The organism is Pseudomonas sp. FG6, assembly GCF_057809015.1.
The window spans coordinates 26,791-43,963 of record NZ_JBMDJD010000040.1 but is presented as its reverse complement, the minus strand read 5'-3'; the positions used below and the strand labels follow the sequence as shown (position 1 = coordinate 43,963).

The 17,173-nt window shown below is 62.2% G+C and carries 13 protein-coding genes; 3 read left to right on the top strand and 10 right to left on the bottom strand.

The annotated features are described in order from the left end of the window. Positions 1 to 281, top strand: a 281-nt coding sequence (locus ACODSJ_RS21515; protein ID WP_489103657.1) for a hypothetical protein, incomplete at its 5' end; no start/stop codon positions are given. Between the two features lie 116 nt (positions 282 to 397). Here the strand turns inward: ACODSJ_RS21515 and fdhA are convergent. From fdhA to glyA, 7 genes are all read right to left on the bottom strand, one after another. Continuing rightward, a complete protein-coding gene (gene fdhA / locus ACODSJ_RS21510) occupies positions 398 to 1,597 on the bottom strand; it encodes a formaldehyde dehydrogenase, glutathione-independent (RefSeq protein ID WP_489103656.1) in 1,200 nt (399 codons plus the stop codon). Positions 1,598 to 1,742: 145 nt separating this feature from the next. Beyond that, entirely contained in the window at positions 1,743 to 2,600 is an 858-nt protein-coding gene (gene purU, locus ACODSJ_RS21505; protein WP_489103655.1) for a formyltetrahydrofolate deformylase, read from the bottom strand. Positions 2,601 to 2,772: 172 nt separating this feature from the next. After that, on the bottom strand, positions 2,773 to 3,405 hold the full coding sequence (locus tag ACODSJ_RS21500) for a sarcosine oxidase subunit gamma (protein ID WP_489103654.1): 633 nt from the start codon (positions 3,403 to 3,405) through the stop codon (positions 2,773 to 2,775). Positions 3,406 to 3,561: 156 nt separating this feature from the next. After that, complete coding sequence (locus tag ACODSJ_RS21495) at positions 3,562 to 6,579, bottom strand: sarcosine oxidase subunit alpha (RefSeq protein ID WP_489103653.1); 3,018 nt, start codon at positions 6,577 to 6,579, stop codon at positions 3,562 to 3,564. Further along, entirely contained in the window at positions 6,576 to 6,905 is a 330-nt protein-coding gene (locus ACODSJ_RS21490; RefSeq protein ID WP_489103652.1) for a sarcosine oxidase subunit delta, read from the bottom strand. Before ACODSJ_RS21490 ends, ACODSJ_RS21495 begins: the two co-directional genes overlap by 4 nt. 15 nt (positions 6,906 to 6,920) lie before the next feature. Continuing rightward, complete coding sequence (locus tag ACODSJ_RS21485; RefSeq protein ID WP_260957637.1) at positions 6,921 to 8,171, bottom strand: sarcosine oxidase subunit beta; 1,251 nt, start codon at positions 8,169 to 8,171, stop codon at positions 6,921 to 6,923. A 21-nt stretch (positions 8,172 to 8,192) separates the two neighbouring features. Beyond that, a complete protein-coding gene (glyA, locus tag ACODSJ_RS21480; protein WP_489103651.1) occupies positions 8,193 to 9,446 on the bottom strand; it encodes a serine hydroxymethyltransferase in 1,254 nt (417 codons plus the stop codon). Between the two features lie 516 nt (positions 9,447 to 9,962). On the opposite strand from glyA, the gene ACODSJ_RS21475 reads away from it, so the two are divergent. Continuing rightward, a complete protein-coding gene (locus ACODSJ_RS21475; protein WP_489103650.1) occupies positions 9,963 to 11,003 on the top strand; it encodes a threonine aldolase family protein in 1,041 nt (346 codons plus the stop codon). A 156-nt stretch (positions 11,004 to 11,159) separates the two neighbouring features. Here the strand turns inward: ACODSJ_RS21475 and gbcB are convergent, their stop codons facing one another. Beyond that, complete coding sequence (gene gbcB / locus ACODSJ_RS21470; RefSeq protein ID WP_489103649.1) at positions 11,160 to 12,260, bottom strand: glycine-betaine demethylase subunit GbcB; 1,101 nt, start codon at positions 12,258 to 12,260, stop codon at positions 11,160 to 11,162. A gap of 286 nt (positions 12,261 to 12,546) precedes the next feature. Between gbcB and gbcA the strand changes: the two genes are divergently transcribed. After that, the gene (gene gbcA, locus ACODSJ_RS21465) at positions 12,547 to 13,842 is read left to right on the top strand and encodes a glycine-betaine demethylase subunit GbcA (protein WP_489103648.1); all 1,296 of its coding nucleotides are present in this window, start codon (positions 12,547 to 12,549) and stop codon (positions 13,840 to 13,842) included. A 108-nt stretch (positions 13,843 to 13,950) separates the two neighbouring features. On the opposite strand, the gene ACODSJ_RS21460 is transcribed toward gbcA, so the two are convergent. Continuing rightward, on the bottom strand, positions 13,951 to 15,195 hold the full coding sequence (locus ACODSJ_RS21460) for a metallophosphoesterase (RefSeq protein ID WP_489103647.1): 1,245 nt from the start codon (positions 15,193 to 15,195) through the stop codon (positions 13,951 to 13,953). A gap of 26 nt (positions 15,196 to 15,221) precedes the next feature. After that, entirely contained in the window at positions 15,222 to 17,090 is a 1,869-nt protein-coding gene (locus tag ACODSJ_RS21455; RefSeq protein ID WP_489103646.1) for a c-type cytochrome, read from the bottom strand. Positions 17,091 to 17,173: the final 83 nt, after the last annotated feature.

Sequence of the window (17,173 nt, the reverse complement as noted above, 5' to 3'; positions counted from 1 at the left end):
AGCGCGGGCCGAGGAAAAACTTAACGTCGTGTCCGGGATTAGTTGACCACTACAAGATGGCCATGCAGAAGCAGCCCGCAAGACGCAACACCCCAGCGGCGAATAGTCCCGAGTCGAGGGTCGCCACCGAATACGACCGGGACATCTATTTTTGCTCGCCCCCGACGGAAGCCGGCGGGCTCGCTATTAAACCTGGGCAAAAGGTGACGTACGAACTCATGTTGGGTAGCGATGGACAGTATTACGCAGTCAATCTGGAATTCATCAACGAAGAGCCGTGAGTTCATAAGTTGAATCGAGCGGTATGGAAAGAACCGAGCCCTCACAGGCTCCGGCATTTTTCAATAAAAAAGGGCGACATCTCTGTCGCCCTTTTTTCCGTCTTGCCCTTTACCGCTTACGCCGCACTGAACAACTTGTGCGGGTCAATCACAAACTTCTTCGGTACGCCCGCATCGAATTCGCCGTAGCCTTTCGGCGCGTCGTCCAGGCTGATCACCTGTACGCCGACGATTTCGGCGATGTTGATACGGTCCCACATGATCGCCTGCATCAGCGCGCGGTTGTACTTCATCACCGGAGTCTGGCCAGTGTGGAAGCTGTGGGATTTGGCCCAGCCCAGGCCGAAGCGGATGCTCAGGGCACCGATCTTGGCAGCGGCATCGACCGCGCCCGGGTCTTCGGTCACGTACAGGCCAGGGATACCGATTTTGCCGGCGACGCGGGTCACTTGCATCAGCGAGTTGAGCACGGTGGCCGGGGCTTCGTGCTTGACGCCGTCGTGGCCGTGGCCGCGGGCTTCGAAGCCTACGCAGTCAACGGCGCAGTCCACTTCAGGCTCGCCCAACAGCGCGGCGATTTGCTCGTGCAGTGGGGTGTCGGTGGACAGGTCGACCACTTCGAAACCTTGCGCCTTGGCGTGGGCCAGGCGGATCGAGTTGACGTCGCCGATGATCACCACGGCGGCGCCCAGCAGGCGGGCGGAAGCGGCGGCGGCCAGGCCAACCGGGCCGGCACCGGCGATGTACACGGTGCTGCCAGGGCCAACGCCAGCGGTGACGGCGCCGTGATAACCGGTTGGCAGGATGTCGGACAAGCAGGTCAGGTCACGGATTTTCTCCATGGCCTTGTCGCGGTCCGGCAGCTTCAGCAGGTTGAAGTCGGCATATGGCACCAGCACGTATTCGGCCTGGCCACCGGTCCAGTCGCCCATGTCGACGTAACCGTAGGCACCGCCGGCACGCGCCGGGTTGACGGTCAGGCAGACGCCGGTGTGTTGCTCTTTGCAGGAACGGCAGCGCCCGCAAGCCACGTTGAACGGCACCGACACCAGGTCACCGATTTTCAGGTTCTCGACGTCGCTGCCCTTTTCGATCACTTCACCGGTGATCTCGTGACCCAGGACCAGGCCGGTCTGGGCAGTGGTACGGCCGCGCACCATGTGTTGGTCGGAGCCGCAGATGTTGGTGGAGACCACGCGCAGGATCACACCGTGCTCAATCTTCCTGCCGCGCGGGTCCTGCATTTTTGGATAGTCGATTTTCTGTACTTCGACCTTGCCGTTGCCGAGATACACGACACCACGATTACCAGACATGCTTTCACCTCGCTGTTGTTTTTGTGGAACGGCGTTGCCCAGGCAGGCAGCGCGTTAGTGCTCGGATTAGTACTGGGATTATTAGAGAAGAACTGCTCGCCAACGGGCCTCAAAGCGCCGCCAAGCATCTAAAGAACGACGCATCTCAAAGAACGACCGTGCGATTGGCGTTCAAGAACACCCTTCTTTCAATGTGATACCCAACGGCCCGGGCCAGGGTCAGGCCTTCGATGTCGCGGCCCTTGGCGATCAGGTCCTCGGGGTAGTGGCTGTGGTCCACCACCTCCACGCCCTGGGCGATGATCGGGCCTTCGTCCAGGTCGTTGTTGATGTAGTGCGCCGTGGCGCCCACCAGTTTCACGCCTTTGTTGTAGGCCTGGTGATACGGCTTGGCCCCCTTGAAACCCGGCAGCAGCGAGTGGTGGATGTTGATCGCCTTGCCGTCGAGTTTGCGGCACAGCTCGGGCGACAGCACCTGCATGTAGCGGGCGAGGATCACCAGTTCGGCGCCGGTGTCTTCGATCACCTGCCACACTTGCCGCTCCTGGGACGGTTTGTCGTTCGGGTCCAGGGGAAAATGGTAGTAGGGGATCTGGTGCCAGTCGGCCAGCGGCTTGAGGTCGGGGTGGTTGGACACCACAGCCACCACGTCCATGGACAACTGGCCGATGCGCTGGCGGTAGAGCAAATCGTTGAGGCAGTGATCGGCCTTGGAGACCATGATCACCACTTTGGGCCGGTAGTTGGGCGCAGTCAGTTCGAAGACCATGCTGAACGCTTGAGCCCGCTCGGCGAGACCGGCGCGAAACTGCTGTTCGTCAAAACCGTCCGGTTGACGGAACTCCACGCGAATGAAGAAGCGCCCCGAGAGCCGGTCATCGAAGGAATGGTGCTCGGTGACGTAGCAGCCCTGCTCGAACAGAAAGCGCGTCACGGCATCCACGGTGCCGAGCACGCTGGGGCAGTCGGCGGTGAGAATCCAGGTATCCGGGGCGCGGCTCATTGGGGTGACTCCTGTTCGTTATGGATAACCCCCCTGCCCAGCACAGAACCCTGTGGCAGAGGAGCTGATCTGTGGGAGCAAAGCTTGCTCGCGATGAAGACAACACGGTCTCGTTGAGGACCGAGGCGCCTGAAGTCGCGAGCAAGCTTTGCTCCCACAAGACCTTGGTGTTTCAGGCCTGCACGTTCAAACCGTACTCAGCCGCTGCATCCTGCAACCACAACCACCAGTAATCGGAGAAGCTGCGGCGGATCAGCAGTTCCCAGGTGTCTTCAGCGGTGTGGCGAATCACCAGTTGCGACTTGGCGAACACCGTGCCCACGGCCTTGCCGACCGGGAAGCTGCTTGGGTGTACATCGTAGCTGGTGGATTTCATCAGCACGTCGCGCACGTTCGGGCCGGACAGTTCGAGGATCTGCTGGCCGCCGCTGACGTTGACGATCTGGATGTGCAGGTCGCCCAGCGCTTCACGCAGTTTTTTCTCGGCCGCGAATTCTTCGCCGCTTGGCACCACCAGCAACCACTCGTCCGGGCCGAGCCATTGCAGGCTGGTTTCACCCTTGACGATGATGGCCAGCGCACCCGGCAACTCCAGGCCCAAGGCCTTGTGCACGCCGGCGGCGAACGCCGGGTTATGGCCATCGCCACGCAGGGTCAGGTGACCCAGGAGTTTTTTCTCGCGCACGGTCACGCCGGCGTTCTTGCGACCCTTGCCCACCAGGCTGGCGAGGTCGGCATGGTGCAGCGACGACTCGGCCTTGGCCCCGGTGGTTGGACGTTGTTGGTACACGTTGACTGCGGTCATATAGCACCTGTCTTGAATTCTGCTTTAGACCTGCCGATGCGTGGCACTGTGGGAGCATGGCTTGCCCGCGATGAACGATAACGCGGTCTAACCGTGTTGCCCGCATCGCGAGCGAGCTTTGCTCCCACATGCCCCGCCCCACAGGGTCCAGGTCAATTAGATATTCTGCCGATCCCCCTTCGGATCGAAGAACACCGAAGAAACGATCTCTGCCTCGATCACCCGGCCATCGGCCAGCGGTGCGAACACACGCTCGCCCATCCGCTTGAGCCCGCCCTTGACCACGCCCATGGCAAACGAGTAGCCCAGGGAGTTGTGCGCGTAGCTGGAGGTCACGTGGCCGACCATCGTCATCGGGATGGACTGCTTGGGGTTGAACACCAGTTGCGCGCCTTCCGGCAGCCAGACATTCGGGTCGATCGGCTTGAGGCCCACCAGCTGCTTGCGGTCTTCGCGCCGGCAGTCTTCGCGGTTCATGCCACGCCAGCCGATCCACGAGAACGGTTTGGTGCGGCCTACGCACCAGCCCATGTTCAGGTCGTCCGGGGTCATCGAGCCGTCGGTGTCCTGGCCGACGATGATGAAGCCCTTCTCCGCCCGCAGTACGTGCATGGTCTCGGTGCCGTACGGGGTCAAGTTGTACTTCTTGCCCGCCTCGACGATCTGTTCGAGCACGCCCATGGCGTAGTCGGCCTGCACGTTGACTTCGTACGACAGCTCACCGGTGAACGAGATCCGGAACACCCGGGCCGGCACGCCGCCCACCAAGCCTTCCTTCCAGGTCATGAACGGGAAGTTGTCCTTGTCCATGTCGATGTCGGTGATTTCGCTCAACAGCTTGCGGCTGTTGGGGCCCGACAGGGTCATGGTCGCCCAGTGGTCGGTGACCGAGGTGAAGTACACCTTCAGTTCCGGCCATTCGGTCTGTTGGTAGATCTCCAGCCATTGCAGCACACGGGCCGCACCGCCAGTGGTGGTGGTCATGATGAAGTGGTTCTCGCCGACGCAGGCGGTCACGCCGTCGTCGAACACCATGCCGTCTTCCTTGCACATCAGGCCGTAGCGGGCCTTGCCCACGTCGAGCTTGGTCCAGGCGTTGGTATAGATGCGGTTGAGGAACTCACGGGCATCCGGGCCCTGGATGTCGATCTTGCCCAGGGTCGAGGCGTCCAGCAAACCGACGCTGTCGCGCACAGCCTTGCATTCGCGCTTGACCGCGGCGTGCATGTCTTCGCCGTTCTTCGGGAAGTACCAAGGACGCTTCCACTGGCCGACGTCTTCGAACTCGGCGCCGTTCTTCACGTGCCAGGCATGCAGCGCGGTGAAGCGCACAGGCTCGAAGATGTGCCCGCAGTTACGGCCGGCGATCGCACCGAAGGTGACCGGCGTGTAGTTCGGCCGGAACATGGTGGTGCCCACCTGCGGAATGCTCACGTTCATCGAACGTGCCGCGATGGCCAGGCCGTTGATGTTGCCCAGCTTGCCCTGGTCGGTACCGAAGCCCAGTGCGGTGTAGCGCTTGACGTGTTCCACCGACTCGAAGCCTTCGCGGGTGGCGAGTTCGATGGCGGCGGCGGTGACGTCGTTCTGCAGGTCGACGAATTGCTTCGGTGCCCGTGCAGTGGTTTTTTCATGGGGCACCTGGAACAACGCCAGGGTCGCTTCTTCGTGACGGCTCAGCGCCTTGGGCAACACGCCCTTCACGGCTTTGAAGCCGGCTTCGCTGGCCGCGCGCACGCCGCCTTCGAAACCGTCGGCCAGGACATCGCCCAGGCTGTAGACACCATTCACACCGCCGACGCAGACACGTTTCTGCGGTGCTTCGCCCGGTACGAAACCGAGGATGTCTTCACGCCAGACCGGCCGGCTGCCCAGGTGCGAAGCCAGGTGGACCACCGGGCTGTAGCCGCCGGAGCTGGCGACCAGGTCGCATTCGAGCCATTCGCCAGGGCTGGTGACTTTGTGGGCGCGCACGTCGATGGCGGCGACACGGGCAGCGGTGACACGCTTGCTGCCACGGGACTCGATCACGGCGCTACCGGTGAGGATGCGGATGCCTTTGGCGCGTGCTTCTTCCACCAGCGCACCACGCGGGTTGCTGCGGGCGTCGGCGATGGCGACCACTTGCAGGCCGGCGTCATACCAGTCCAGCGCCACGCGGTAGGCGTAGTCGTTGTTGGTGCTCAGCACCAGCTTCTTGCCCGGTGCCACGCCGTAGCGGCGCACGTAGGTGGACACCGCACCGGCCAGCATGTTGCCCGGCACGTCGTTGTTGCCGTAGACCAGCGGGCGTTCGCAGGCGCCGGTGGCCAACACGACACGCTTGGCGCGCACGCGGTTGATGCGCTGGCGGACCTGGCCAATCGGCGCGCGGTCGCCGAGGTGGTCGGTCAGGCGTTCGTGGATGGTCAGGAAGTTGTGGTCGTGGTAACCGTTCACCGTGGCGCGCGGCAGCAACACCACTTCAGGCATCGAGCGCAGTTCAGCCACCGCAGCGGCCACCCATTCGGTCGCCGGCTTGCCGTCCAGGCTTTCACGGGTGTCGAGCAGGCTACCGCCGAACTCTTCCTGCTCGTCGGCCAGGATCACACGCGCACCGCTGCGCGCTGCAGCCAGTGCCGCAGCCAGGCCAGCAGGGCCGGCGCCGACAATCAGCACGTCGCAGTGACGGTTGATGGCGTCGTAGGTGTCCGGATCGTTCTCGGTCGGCGAGCGACCCAGGCCCGCGGCCTTGCGGATGTACTTCTCGTAGGTCATCCAGAACGATTGCGGGTACATGAAGGTTTTGTAGTAGAAGCCCGGTGGCATCAGCTTGCCGCCGACTTTACCGAGAATCCCCATCATGTCGTTGTTCACGTTCGGCCAGCCGTTGGTGCTGGTGGCGACCAGGCCTTGGTACAGCGCCTGTTGCGTGGCACGCACGTTAGGGATTTGCGTGGCTTCGGTGGCACCGATCTGCAACACCGCGTTCGGCTCTTCGGCGCCCGCGGCGAAAATGCCCCGTGGACGGGAATACTTGAAGCTGCGGCCGATGATGTCGACGCCGTTGGCCAGCAGTGCGGCGGCCAGGGAATCGCCTTCGAAACCTTTATAGCTCTGACCGTTGAAGGTGAAGCTCAACACTTTGCTGCGGTCGATCCGTCCGCCGTTGGACAGGCGATTGATCTGGCTCATACCTTCTCTCCCAGAGCCTGTGCGGCCGCTTTCGGACTCTCAGCCTTGTCCGTGAATTGCGGCTTCTGGCCGATCTTGTAGGTTTCGAGAATCTCGTAGGTCACGGTGTCACGGGTCGCGTTGAAGTACTGGCGGCAACCGGCAGCGTGGATCCACAACTCGTGATGCAGCCCGCGTGGGTTGTCGCGGAAGAACATGTAGTCGCCCCACTGCTCGTCGGTGCAGCCGTTCGGATCCAGCGGACGCGGGATGTGGGCCTGGCCGCCGGCGTGGAATTCCTCTTCGGAGCGCAGTTCGCCGCAATGAGGACAGAAGATGTGCAACATAGGATTTTTCTCCTGTTAGTGGGCGACGGCAGCAGCGCCGTGTTCGTCGATCAATGCACCGCTGTGGAAACGGTCCATGGAAAACGGTGCAGCCAGTGGGTGCATTTCACCCTTGGCCAGGCTTGCGGCAAACACGTTGCCCGAACCTGGGGTGGCCTTGAAGCCGCCGGTACCCCAGCCGCAGTTGAAGAACATGTTCGGCACCGGGGTCTTGGAGATGATCGGGCAGGCGTCCGGCGAGGTGTCGACGATGCCGCCCCACTGGCGGTTCATGCGGACCCGCGAGAGGATCGGGAACATCTCGACGATGGCCTGGACGGTGTGTTCGATCACCGGGTACGAACCACGCTGGCCGTAGCCGTTGTAGCCGTCGATGCCGGCGCCGATCACCAGGTCGCCCTTGTCGGACTGGCTGATGTAGCCGTGCACGGCGTTGGACATGATCACGCTGTCGATGATCGGCTTGATCGGCTCGGACACCAACGCTTGCAGCGGGTGGGATTCGAGCGGCAGGCGAAAGCCCGCCAGCTTGGCCATGTGCCCGGAGTTACCGGCGGTCACCACACCGACGCGCTTGGCGCCGATGAAGCCCTTGTTGGTTTCGACGCCGATGCACACGCCGTTTTCCTTGCGGAAACCGATCACTTCGGTCTGCTGGATCAGGTCCACGCCCAAGGCATCGGCAGCACGGGCAAAGCCCCAGGCCACGGCGTCGTGACGGGCCACGCCGCCGCGACGCTGGACGGTCGCGCCCAGCACTGGGTAGCGGGTGTTCTTCGAGCAGTCCAGGTATGGAATCTCGTCGGCCACTTGCTTGGCGTTGAGCAGTTCGCCGTCCACGCCGTTGAGGCGGTTGGCATTGACCCGACGCTCGGAGTCACGGATGTCCTGCAGGGTGTGGCACAGGTTGTAGACGCCACGCTGGGAGAACATCACGTTGTAGTTCAGGTCCTGGGACAGGCCTTCCCACAGTTTCATCGCGTGTTCGTACAGGTGGGCCGACTCGTCCCACAGGTAGTTGGAGCGCACGATGGTGGTGTTACGGGCGGTGTTGCCACCGCCCAGGTAGCCTTTCTCGACCACGGCCACGTTGGTGATGCCGTGTTCCTTGGCCAGGTAGTAGGCGGTCGCCAGACCGTGCCCGCCACCGCCGACGATGACCACGTCGTAGACCTTTTTCGGGGTCGGCGTGCGCCACATCCGCTGCCAGTTTTCATGATGGCTGAGAGAGTGTTTGAAGAGGCCGAAGCCCGAATAGCGTTGCATAGTCATTACTCCAAAACCGACTCAGCGATAAACCGGGAAGTCCGCGCACAGGGCCGCCACTTGCTGGGCGACATTGGCCTCGACATCGGCATCGCCGAGGTTGTCGAGGATGTCGCAGATCCAGCCGGCCAGCGTGACGCATTGGGTGACCTTGAAGCCGCGCGTGGTCACCGCCGGGGTGCCGATGCGCAGGCCGGAGGTCACGAACGGCGATTGCGGGTCGTTCGGCACGGCGTTCTTGTTGACGGTGATGTGGGCACGGCCCAGGGCAGCATCGGCGTCCTTGCCGGTCAGGCCCTGACGGATCAGGCTGACCAGGAACAGGTGGTTATCGGTGCCGCCGGACACTACATCGTAGCCGCGCTTGACGAACACGCCAGCCATGGCCTGGGCGTTGTCGATCACTTGCTGCTGGTAGGCCTTGAAACCTGGTTCCAGCGCTTCCTTGAAGCACACGGCCTTGCCGGCGATCACGTGCATCAGCGGGCCGCCCTGGGCGCCCGGGAATACCGCGGCGTTGAGTTTCTTTTCGATTTCTTCGTTGGACTTGGCCAGGATCAGGCCACCACGTGGACCGCGCAGGGTCTTGTGGGTGGTGGTGGTGACCACGTCGGCGTAGGGCAGCGGGTTCGGGTACAGGCCGGCGGCCACCAGGCCAGCGACGTGGGCCATGTCGACGAACAGCAGCGCACCGACCTTGTCGGCGATCTGGCGGAAACGTGGGAAGTCGAGGGTCTTGGAGTAGGCCGAGAAACCGGCCACGATCATTTTCGGCTTGTGCTCGACCGCCAGGCGCTCGACTTCGTCATAGTCGATCAGGCCGGTGGTGGTGTCGATGCCGTATTGCACCGCGTTGTACAGTTTGCCCGAGGACGACACCTTGGCGCCGTGAGTCAGGTGACCGCCGTGGGCCAGGCTCATGCCCAGGATGGTGTCGCCGGCCGACAACAGCGCGAGGTAGACCGCGGCGTTGGCCGAAGAACCGGAATGTGGCTGGACGTTGGCGTAGTCGGCGCCGAACAACTGCTTGGCGCGCTCGATAGCCAGGGCCTCGACCTTGTCGACGTGCTCGCAGCCACCGTAGTAGCGCTTGCCCGGATAGCCTTCGGCGTATTTGTTGGTCAGGCCGCTGCCCTGGGCCTGCATGACGCGCTTGCTGGTGTAGTTTTCCGACGCGATCAGTTCGATGTGATCTTCCTGGCGTTGCTCTTCGGCATTCATCGCCGCCAGCAGTGCATCGTCGTAACCTTGGATCTGGTCTTGCTTGCTGAACATCGCGTCTCTCCCAGCGGCGTTGGTGCGCCTTTTGTCTTGGTGAGGCACTGCCCTTTCGACAGTGTCCTTTGGAAGCGATGGTATGGCGGGCGCAGGCAGGTCAAATGCCTATGGACGCCACGCAAAGGTGCGTTTACGACATGCGCACAAAGACTCGGGAGCAAGACCTGGGGCGCGATAGCACTGCAAGTGAGGCTTGAGCGACGACACCAACAAAGAACCGTGGGAGCAAAGCTTGCTCGCGATCCAGGCGCCTCGATCCATGGACGACCGCGCCGCATTCATCGCGGGCAAGCCTTGCTCCCACACTTGAGCCGGTCCGTGTGAAGCCGCTCGGTGGCTTTGTTTTTTTCTGACAGAAACATCCAGTGCGCTCCTCCCCAAATCTTGGGTAAAGTGCGCACCAGCATCGACCACGGCGCTGTGGACCCAAGCACGCCGAACCAGGGGATTCCCCACCCGGGAATTCCGCCAGGGATCTCTTTACCCAGGATTCTCTATTCAAGGAGCAAGGCCATGACCGACAAGAGTCAACAGTTTGCCAGCGACAACTATTCCGGCATTTGCCCCGAAGCCTGGGCGGCCATGGAAGAAGCCAACCAGGGTCATCAACGCGCTTACGGCGACGACGAATGGACCCACCGCGCGGCGGATGATTTCCGGGCCTTGTTCGAAACCGACTGCGAAGTGTTCTTCGCCTTCAACGGCACGGCGGCCAACTCCCTGGCCCTCTCGTCGCTGTGCCAGAGCTATCACAGCGTGATCTGCTCGGAAACCGCCCACGTCGAAACCGACGAATGCGGCGCACCGGAATTTTTCTCCAACGGCTCCAAACTGCTCACCGCCCGCACTGAAAACGGCAAGCTGACCCCCGAGTCGATCCGCGAGATCGCCCTCAAGCGCCAGGACATCCACTACCCCAAGCCCCGGGTCGTCACGTTGACCCAGGCCACGGAAGTCGGCAGCGTCTACACCCCGGAAGAAATCCGCGCCATCAGCGTCACCTGCAAGGAGCTGGGGCTGAACCTGCACATGGACGGCGCGCGGTTTTCCAACGCCTGCGCCTTCCTCGGCTGCACCCCGGCCGACCTGACCTGGAAGGCCGGCGTGGACGTGCTGTGCTTTGGCGGTACGAAAAACGGCATGGCGGTGGGTGAAGCGATCCTGTTCTTCAACCACGACCTGGCCGAAGACTTCGACTACCGCTGCAAACAGGCTGGGCAACTGGCCTCGAAGATGCGCTTTCTCTCGGCGCCGTGGGTCGGCCTGCTGCAAGACGATGCCTGGCTCAAGCACGCCCGCCACGCCAACCGCTGCGCCCAGCTGCTGGCGCAACTGGTCAGCGACATCCCCGGCGTGGAACTGATGTTCCCGGTACAGGCCAACGGTGTGTTCCTGCAACTCTCGGAACCGGCCATCGCCGCCCTGACGGCCAAGGGCTGGCGCTTCTACACCTTCATCGGCAAGGGCGGGGCCCGCTTCATGTGCTCGTGGGACACCGAAGAGGCACGGGTGCGGGAATTGGCGGCGGATATTCGGGAGGTGATGGCAGGCTAGGAAAGGACGCTCACGCGCCATCGATAGCAAAAAGCACTGTGGGAGCAAAGCTTGCTCGCGATGCAGACGACTCGGTTTCCGAGAAACCGCGTAACCTTCATCGCGGGCAAGCCTTGCTCCCACAAGAGCCTGCCCACCGCTGCTTGGATGAGCGGATCAATACTCGATCCGCACATCCCCCTTCGGCACGCTGCAGCACGACAGGATGTAGCCCTCGGCCTCGTCGTCCTCGGTGATGCCACCGTTGTGCTCCATGTCCACTTCCCCGCCCAGCTTCAACACCTTGCAGGTACCGCAGATACCCATGCCGCAGGCCTTGGGGATCATCAGGCCGACTTTGGCGGCGGCAGCGTGGACGGTTTCTCCCGGCGCGACGCGAATGCTCTTGCCGGTGGCGGTGAACTCCACCAGGTGCAGGTCCGCCGCATCGACCTCGGCAGCCTCGGCGGCCTGGCCGGCGTGTTCCACGGCGTCGGCCTTGGCTTCCGGCGGCGTGGCACCGAACGATTCTTCGTGGTAGCGCTTCATGTCGAAGCCGGCGGCTTCCAGCAGGCGCTTGACGGCGGTCATGTACGGCGTCGGGCCGCAGCAGAACACCTCGCGCTCCATGAAGTCCGGCGCCATCAGTTCCAGCATCTTGTGGTTCAGGTAACCGCGATAACCGGCCCAGGGCTCGCCCAGGCCATGTTTTTCGCAGATCAGGTGCAGGCTGAAGTTATCGATCCGCGACGCCATGTGCTCCAACTCGCGGTGATAGATGATGTCCTTGGGCGAACGAGCGCTGTGGATGAACACCATGTCGACGTTGCCGTTGGTGTCGTAGTACCAGCGCGCCATGGACATTACCGGGGTAATGCCGACGCCACCGCTGAGGTAGAGCACCTTCGGGGCAGAGAAGTCGATGGCATTGAACAGCCCAACCGGCCCGTGCACCGCCAGCTCCTGGCCTTCGTGCAGGGTGTCGTGCAGCCAGTTGGAGACCTTGCCCCCCGGCACACGCTTGATGGTCACCGAAAAACTGTAGGGCACCGACGGCGAGCTGGAAATGGTGTAGGAGCGCATGACCTGCTGGCCTTCGATTTCCAGCTCCAGGGTGACAAACTGCCCGGGCTTGAAAAAGAACATGATCGGCTGGTCTGCCATGAAGCAGAAGGTGCGCACATCCCAGGTTTCCTGGATGACTTTGACGCAACGCACGATATGTCGGCCATTGGCCCAGGTCTGGGTGGTGACCGGGTTCAGGAAATTATTGGACATGTTGTTCTCCACGGCCGACTGTCGGCCTTCATGATGCCGATTGTGCTCAGGCGCCGAAAGCGTCGTTTACCTATTCGCGACATTCACATACTTATCGCGACCAGCCCCCAACCACCGGGGCTTGCGCGTCGGGAACAGATTGGGCCATGTCGCCCATGGATAAGGTTGCGCCCCTTCGCGGCCCCACACTCGCCCCAACAGACAAACAAAGTTTTCTGCCTTGCGTAGCACAACCGATCAGCCACTTTTACCGGCTCCACCAAGAGAGCCATTGAGGATAAAAACGATGGACGTCACCACTACCCTGAGCCTGGGCGATCCGCTGGAACCCGCACGCAAGGCCACTGCACAGATGCTGCAAGAGCGCGAGCGTACCTTTTCGTTGCCACAACCTTTCTACAGCGATGAGCGCCTGTTCGACATCGACATGCAGGAGATCTTCCAGAAAGAATGGCTGATCGCCGGCATGACCTGCGAGATCCCGGCCAAGGGCAACTACCTGACGCTGCAGATCGGCAAGAACCCGATCATCGTGATTCGCGGCGCCGAGGGTGTGGTGCATGCCTTCCACAACGTCTGCCGCCACCGCGGTTCGCGCCTGTGCACCAGCGACAAGGGCAAGGTCGCCAAGCTGGTTTGCCACTACCACCAGTGGACCTACGAACTGGACGGCCGCCTGCTGTTCGCCGGCACCGAAATGGGCGCCGATTTCGACATGAACCAGTACGGCCTCAAACCGGTGAACGTGAAGACCGCTGGCGGCTACATTTTTGTCAGCCTGGCCGAGAACCCGCCGGCCATCGACAACTTCCTGTCGACCCTGAGCCACTACATGGAACCCTACGACATGGAGAACACCAAGGTGGCGGTGCAAACCACCTTGATGGAAAAGGCCAACTGGAAGCTGGTGCTGGAAAACAACCGCGAGTGCTACCACTGCAACGGTTCGCACCCTGAGCTGCTCAAGACCCTGCTGGAATGGGACGACGTCACCGACCCACGGGCCGACCAGGCGTTCAAGGACCACGTCGCTGCCTCCGCCGCTGCCTGGGAAGCCGAGAAGATCCCTTACGCCCACGCCAGCTTCGGCCTGCGTAACCGTATCGTGCGCATGCCGCTGCTCAAGGGCACCGTGTCGATGACCATGGACGGCAAGCAAGGCTGCGCCAAGCTGATGGGCCGTATCAAGAACCCGGACCTGGGCTCGATGCGCATCCTGCACCTGCCACACTCGTGGAACCACTGCATGGGCGACCACATCATCGTGTTCACCGTGTGGCCGATCAGCGCCCAGGAAACCATGGTCACCACCAAGTGGATCGTGCATAAGGACGCGGTCGAAGGCGTGGACTACGACGTCGAGCGCATGCGCAAGGTGTGGGACGCCACCAACGACCAGGACCGTCGCCTGGCCGAAGAAAACCAGCGCGGCATCAACTCCACCGCCTACCAGCCTGGCCCGTACTCCAAGACCTACGAGTTCGGCGTGGTGAACTTCATCGACTGGTACAGCCAGCGCATGCTCAACAACCTGGGGGCTGAACCGGCTTCCTACCTGCAGGGCATTCCAGCGCAGAGCTAACCACAAAAAGCTTCGCGAGCAAGCCCGCTCCCACAAGGGATCTTTGATGAACCGAAGATCCAGTGTGGGAGCGAGCCTGCTCGCGATAGCGGTTCCCCAGTCACCCGATTACTGGGAAGACCACCGCACCGACCCATCCTCGCCATAAAACGTCTCGATAATCTCCTCCCCTCTCAGCTGCACCTTCACATACCCGTTCAACACCCGCTCCGGATACGCCTCGTCACCCGCCAGCTTGGTCTCCGACCACAGCACCCGCGCATGCCCGTTCAACTCGCTGGTGGTGCCGTAAGGAATCGCCCCGTGCCCGGCACAGCGTGCATGCAAGCCACCTTGTGGCGCGTAGCAGATGCCGTTGTGCAAATGGCCCCAATACCAGTAGTCCGGTTCACGCCCCAAGGCATCGCAGACCGGTTGGTAGATCGCGGTCTTGGTGTGCCCGGTGATGTCGAAACCCTGGTGATGACTGAGCACCATCAGCTTCTTGCGCTTGGGCAGGCTTTTCATCCACTCGATCTGCGGCGCATTGAGGGCACCGTCCATGTACAGGTTCATCACATCGGAGGCGTAGGCGGTGTCAAGGCCCACCACCAGCCAGTCGTCGTTGTACAAGGCGAAATAGCTGGTGCCTTGCTGCACCGGGAAACGCTGCGCCAACTCCTTGAAATAGCCATGGGCGCCGCTGTACATCTCGTGGTTGGAGTTGAGGGTGAAGGCGCCATGCTTGCCTTGGGGCCAGCCGGCCATGTCGACGTCTTCCTGGGAGTGGGTGCCGGCGTAATACACGTCGCCCAGGTGAATGGTGAAATCGGCCTGGGCCAGTTGCATCTGGTTGGCCACGGCCACCGCCGGCGCGTGGCTGTCGAAGGGGCCGGTGCCCCAGTCGCCAGCGATCGCCAGCACCACGTCGCTGTCCATTTTCACCAGCGCGGGGTTGGTGGCGAATTTCGCATGGTGGCGCAGGTTCTCGATCCACTTGAGCAGCGCCTCGCTCCATAGCAGGTCCAGCAGCTCCCATTTGCGACAACCCAGCAAGGTGCCGTCCTTGAGCACCCGGGTCGACAGTTCCTCCTCGGATTGCGGCAGCGGGCTGGCGTTGCCGATCTTCAGGATCGACAGGCCATGGGCCAGCTCCCACGGCACGGCCGGTTCGTCGTCTGGCAGGTCGCCGTGCTCGATCACGTGCCGCGCCTGGTCGTGCCCGCGCTGCAACAGCTTGACGATGGCCTCGAACTCCTCGGGCTCCAGGTCGTTGACCAGTTTTTTCCAGGACATCTCCAGGCGCGTGACCAACCCGTGGATGCGGACCTTGACCTTGTCGAACTCATGTTCCCAATGGTGCAGTAATGACATGTGAACGCTCCTTCGCTATGCCCTGGCTACAGGGTTTTCATGAACTCGATCAGGGCCCGTTTATCGACATCCGACAGCTGCGTGCCATACAGGTGGCCGCCGTTGTGGTTGCCTTCCAGGCGCGTGTCGTATTTGAAATCCGCCGACGCCTTCATCTGCGCGCCACGGGTGACGAAGCCGACTTTCTCCTGGTCGTAGATATCCGAACCGGTATAGAACACTTGCGGACGCTGCTCCGGCGGTTGCAACAAATCCCACAGGGTAGGCACCGAACCGTTGTGCAGGTAAGGCGCACGCAGCCAGATGCCGTCGGTGGGCGTGTTGCTGTAGCTCTGGGTCTTGCGGTAGGCGCCAAAGTCGAACGGCGGTTTCTTGAAGCCGTGGAACGCCGTCACCAAGCCCGTGGTGAAGGAGTTCAGGCGATGGGGATCGGTGCCCAACTGGTCGATGTTGGTGGTGACCTGGCCGGTGTCGGTGCGCCCGAAGTCGTGGCAGCCGGCGCAGTTTTTTTCCCAGATCGGCTTGCCCTGGGCGACTTTCACCGGGTCCAGCGCAAACGGCCAGGCCGGCGCCTTATGGCCCAGCAACCAGTTGGTCACCCGGTTGAAGCTCGGCGGCAACACCGACTGCGGCGTCGCGCCCACAGCCATGGCCGCCGCGTAATTGCGCTCGTGAATGTTGTTGTTATTGCCGTCCCAGTGCAGGTACAGGGACTCGCGGGGCTTCTGGTTCCAGACCTGCGGCAGGTCCACGGTGCCGATGGTGGAATCATCCGGGAAGCCGAACACCACCATTTTGGTCGGGTTGAAGGTGTCGGTCCGCCCGGGCCCCTGGGCTGGCCGCAGTTTCTGCCAGGCGTAGGCCTGCTTCTGCTTGAGCAGCGCACTCTTGGCCATCGGGATGATCAGGTAACGGTTGTAGAGCTTTTCGAAAAAACCGAGCTGGAACTTGGCGTTGATGGCGGCCATGACCGCGTCGGGGGTGAATTTCGGGTCGCTGGCGCAATCGTAGGCGAACCATTGGAAGGCTTGCAGTTGCAGGGTGTTGGCCGGGGCCGAGGGCACCGGCGTCGCGACATCCGTGGCGTTGGTCCGATAGGAACCGGTGTGGCACAGGGCACAGTTGGGTTCTACGGTCGGGTAGCCGAGTTGCCGCTTGGCCATGCCGATGGGCAAGTCGTTGCCATTTTCATAAAGGAAGCCGAACACCTCGTAGCCGCCAGGCTTGGGCAGCTTTTCCGGACACATCTGTGGCAGCACCGAGAACAGGTAATACGGAATCCGCGCCTCGATGCCCAGGCCAATGGCGGCGTATTTGTAATGGTCTTCATCGGAAGCGAAGTCCGGCTGCGGTACCTCCCTGATCATCTGGTACCAGGTCTGGTAGCCGATGAAACCCAAAAGCAATACCACCACCAGCGCACCGAGCCGGAAGCCGCGGCTCTGCCAATGCCGCGCCCACGCTTCGCGCCACGCCCGCCAACCGGCGCAGAGCAAGGCCAACGGGCGGTTCTCTGGCGGGCTGCCCAGGTACAGCAGGAGGCCGAGCAGCACGAACATGGTCAGGTCGCCCAGCAGCATCGGCTCGAACAACTGGCCCTGGTTACTGGTGTTGATCAGGTAGACCCAGAACACCACCGCCACCAGCCGCGACAGCACGCACAACCAGGAATTGACCACGAAGCGCGGCGCGTTGAACCCCGAGGGCATGTAGAACAGGCTGATGCCCACCAGCAACATGCCGGTGTTCTCCAGCCAGGGATCGGACAACACGGGCGGCAGGCCCAGCATGGACGTGAGCAACGCCGGCGCAAACAGCGCCGGGATCGCGAAGACCATGTTCATGACAATTCCGACCCAGATGATGCGTTGGAACCAGCGGATGAATGTGTTCATGAGCAGCCTTTTCCTTATTCTGACTTCCCACAAAACCCATGTGGCGAGGGAGCTCGCTCCCGCAGGGCCGCGTAGCGGCCCCC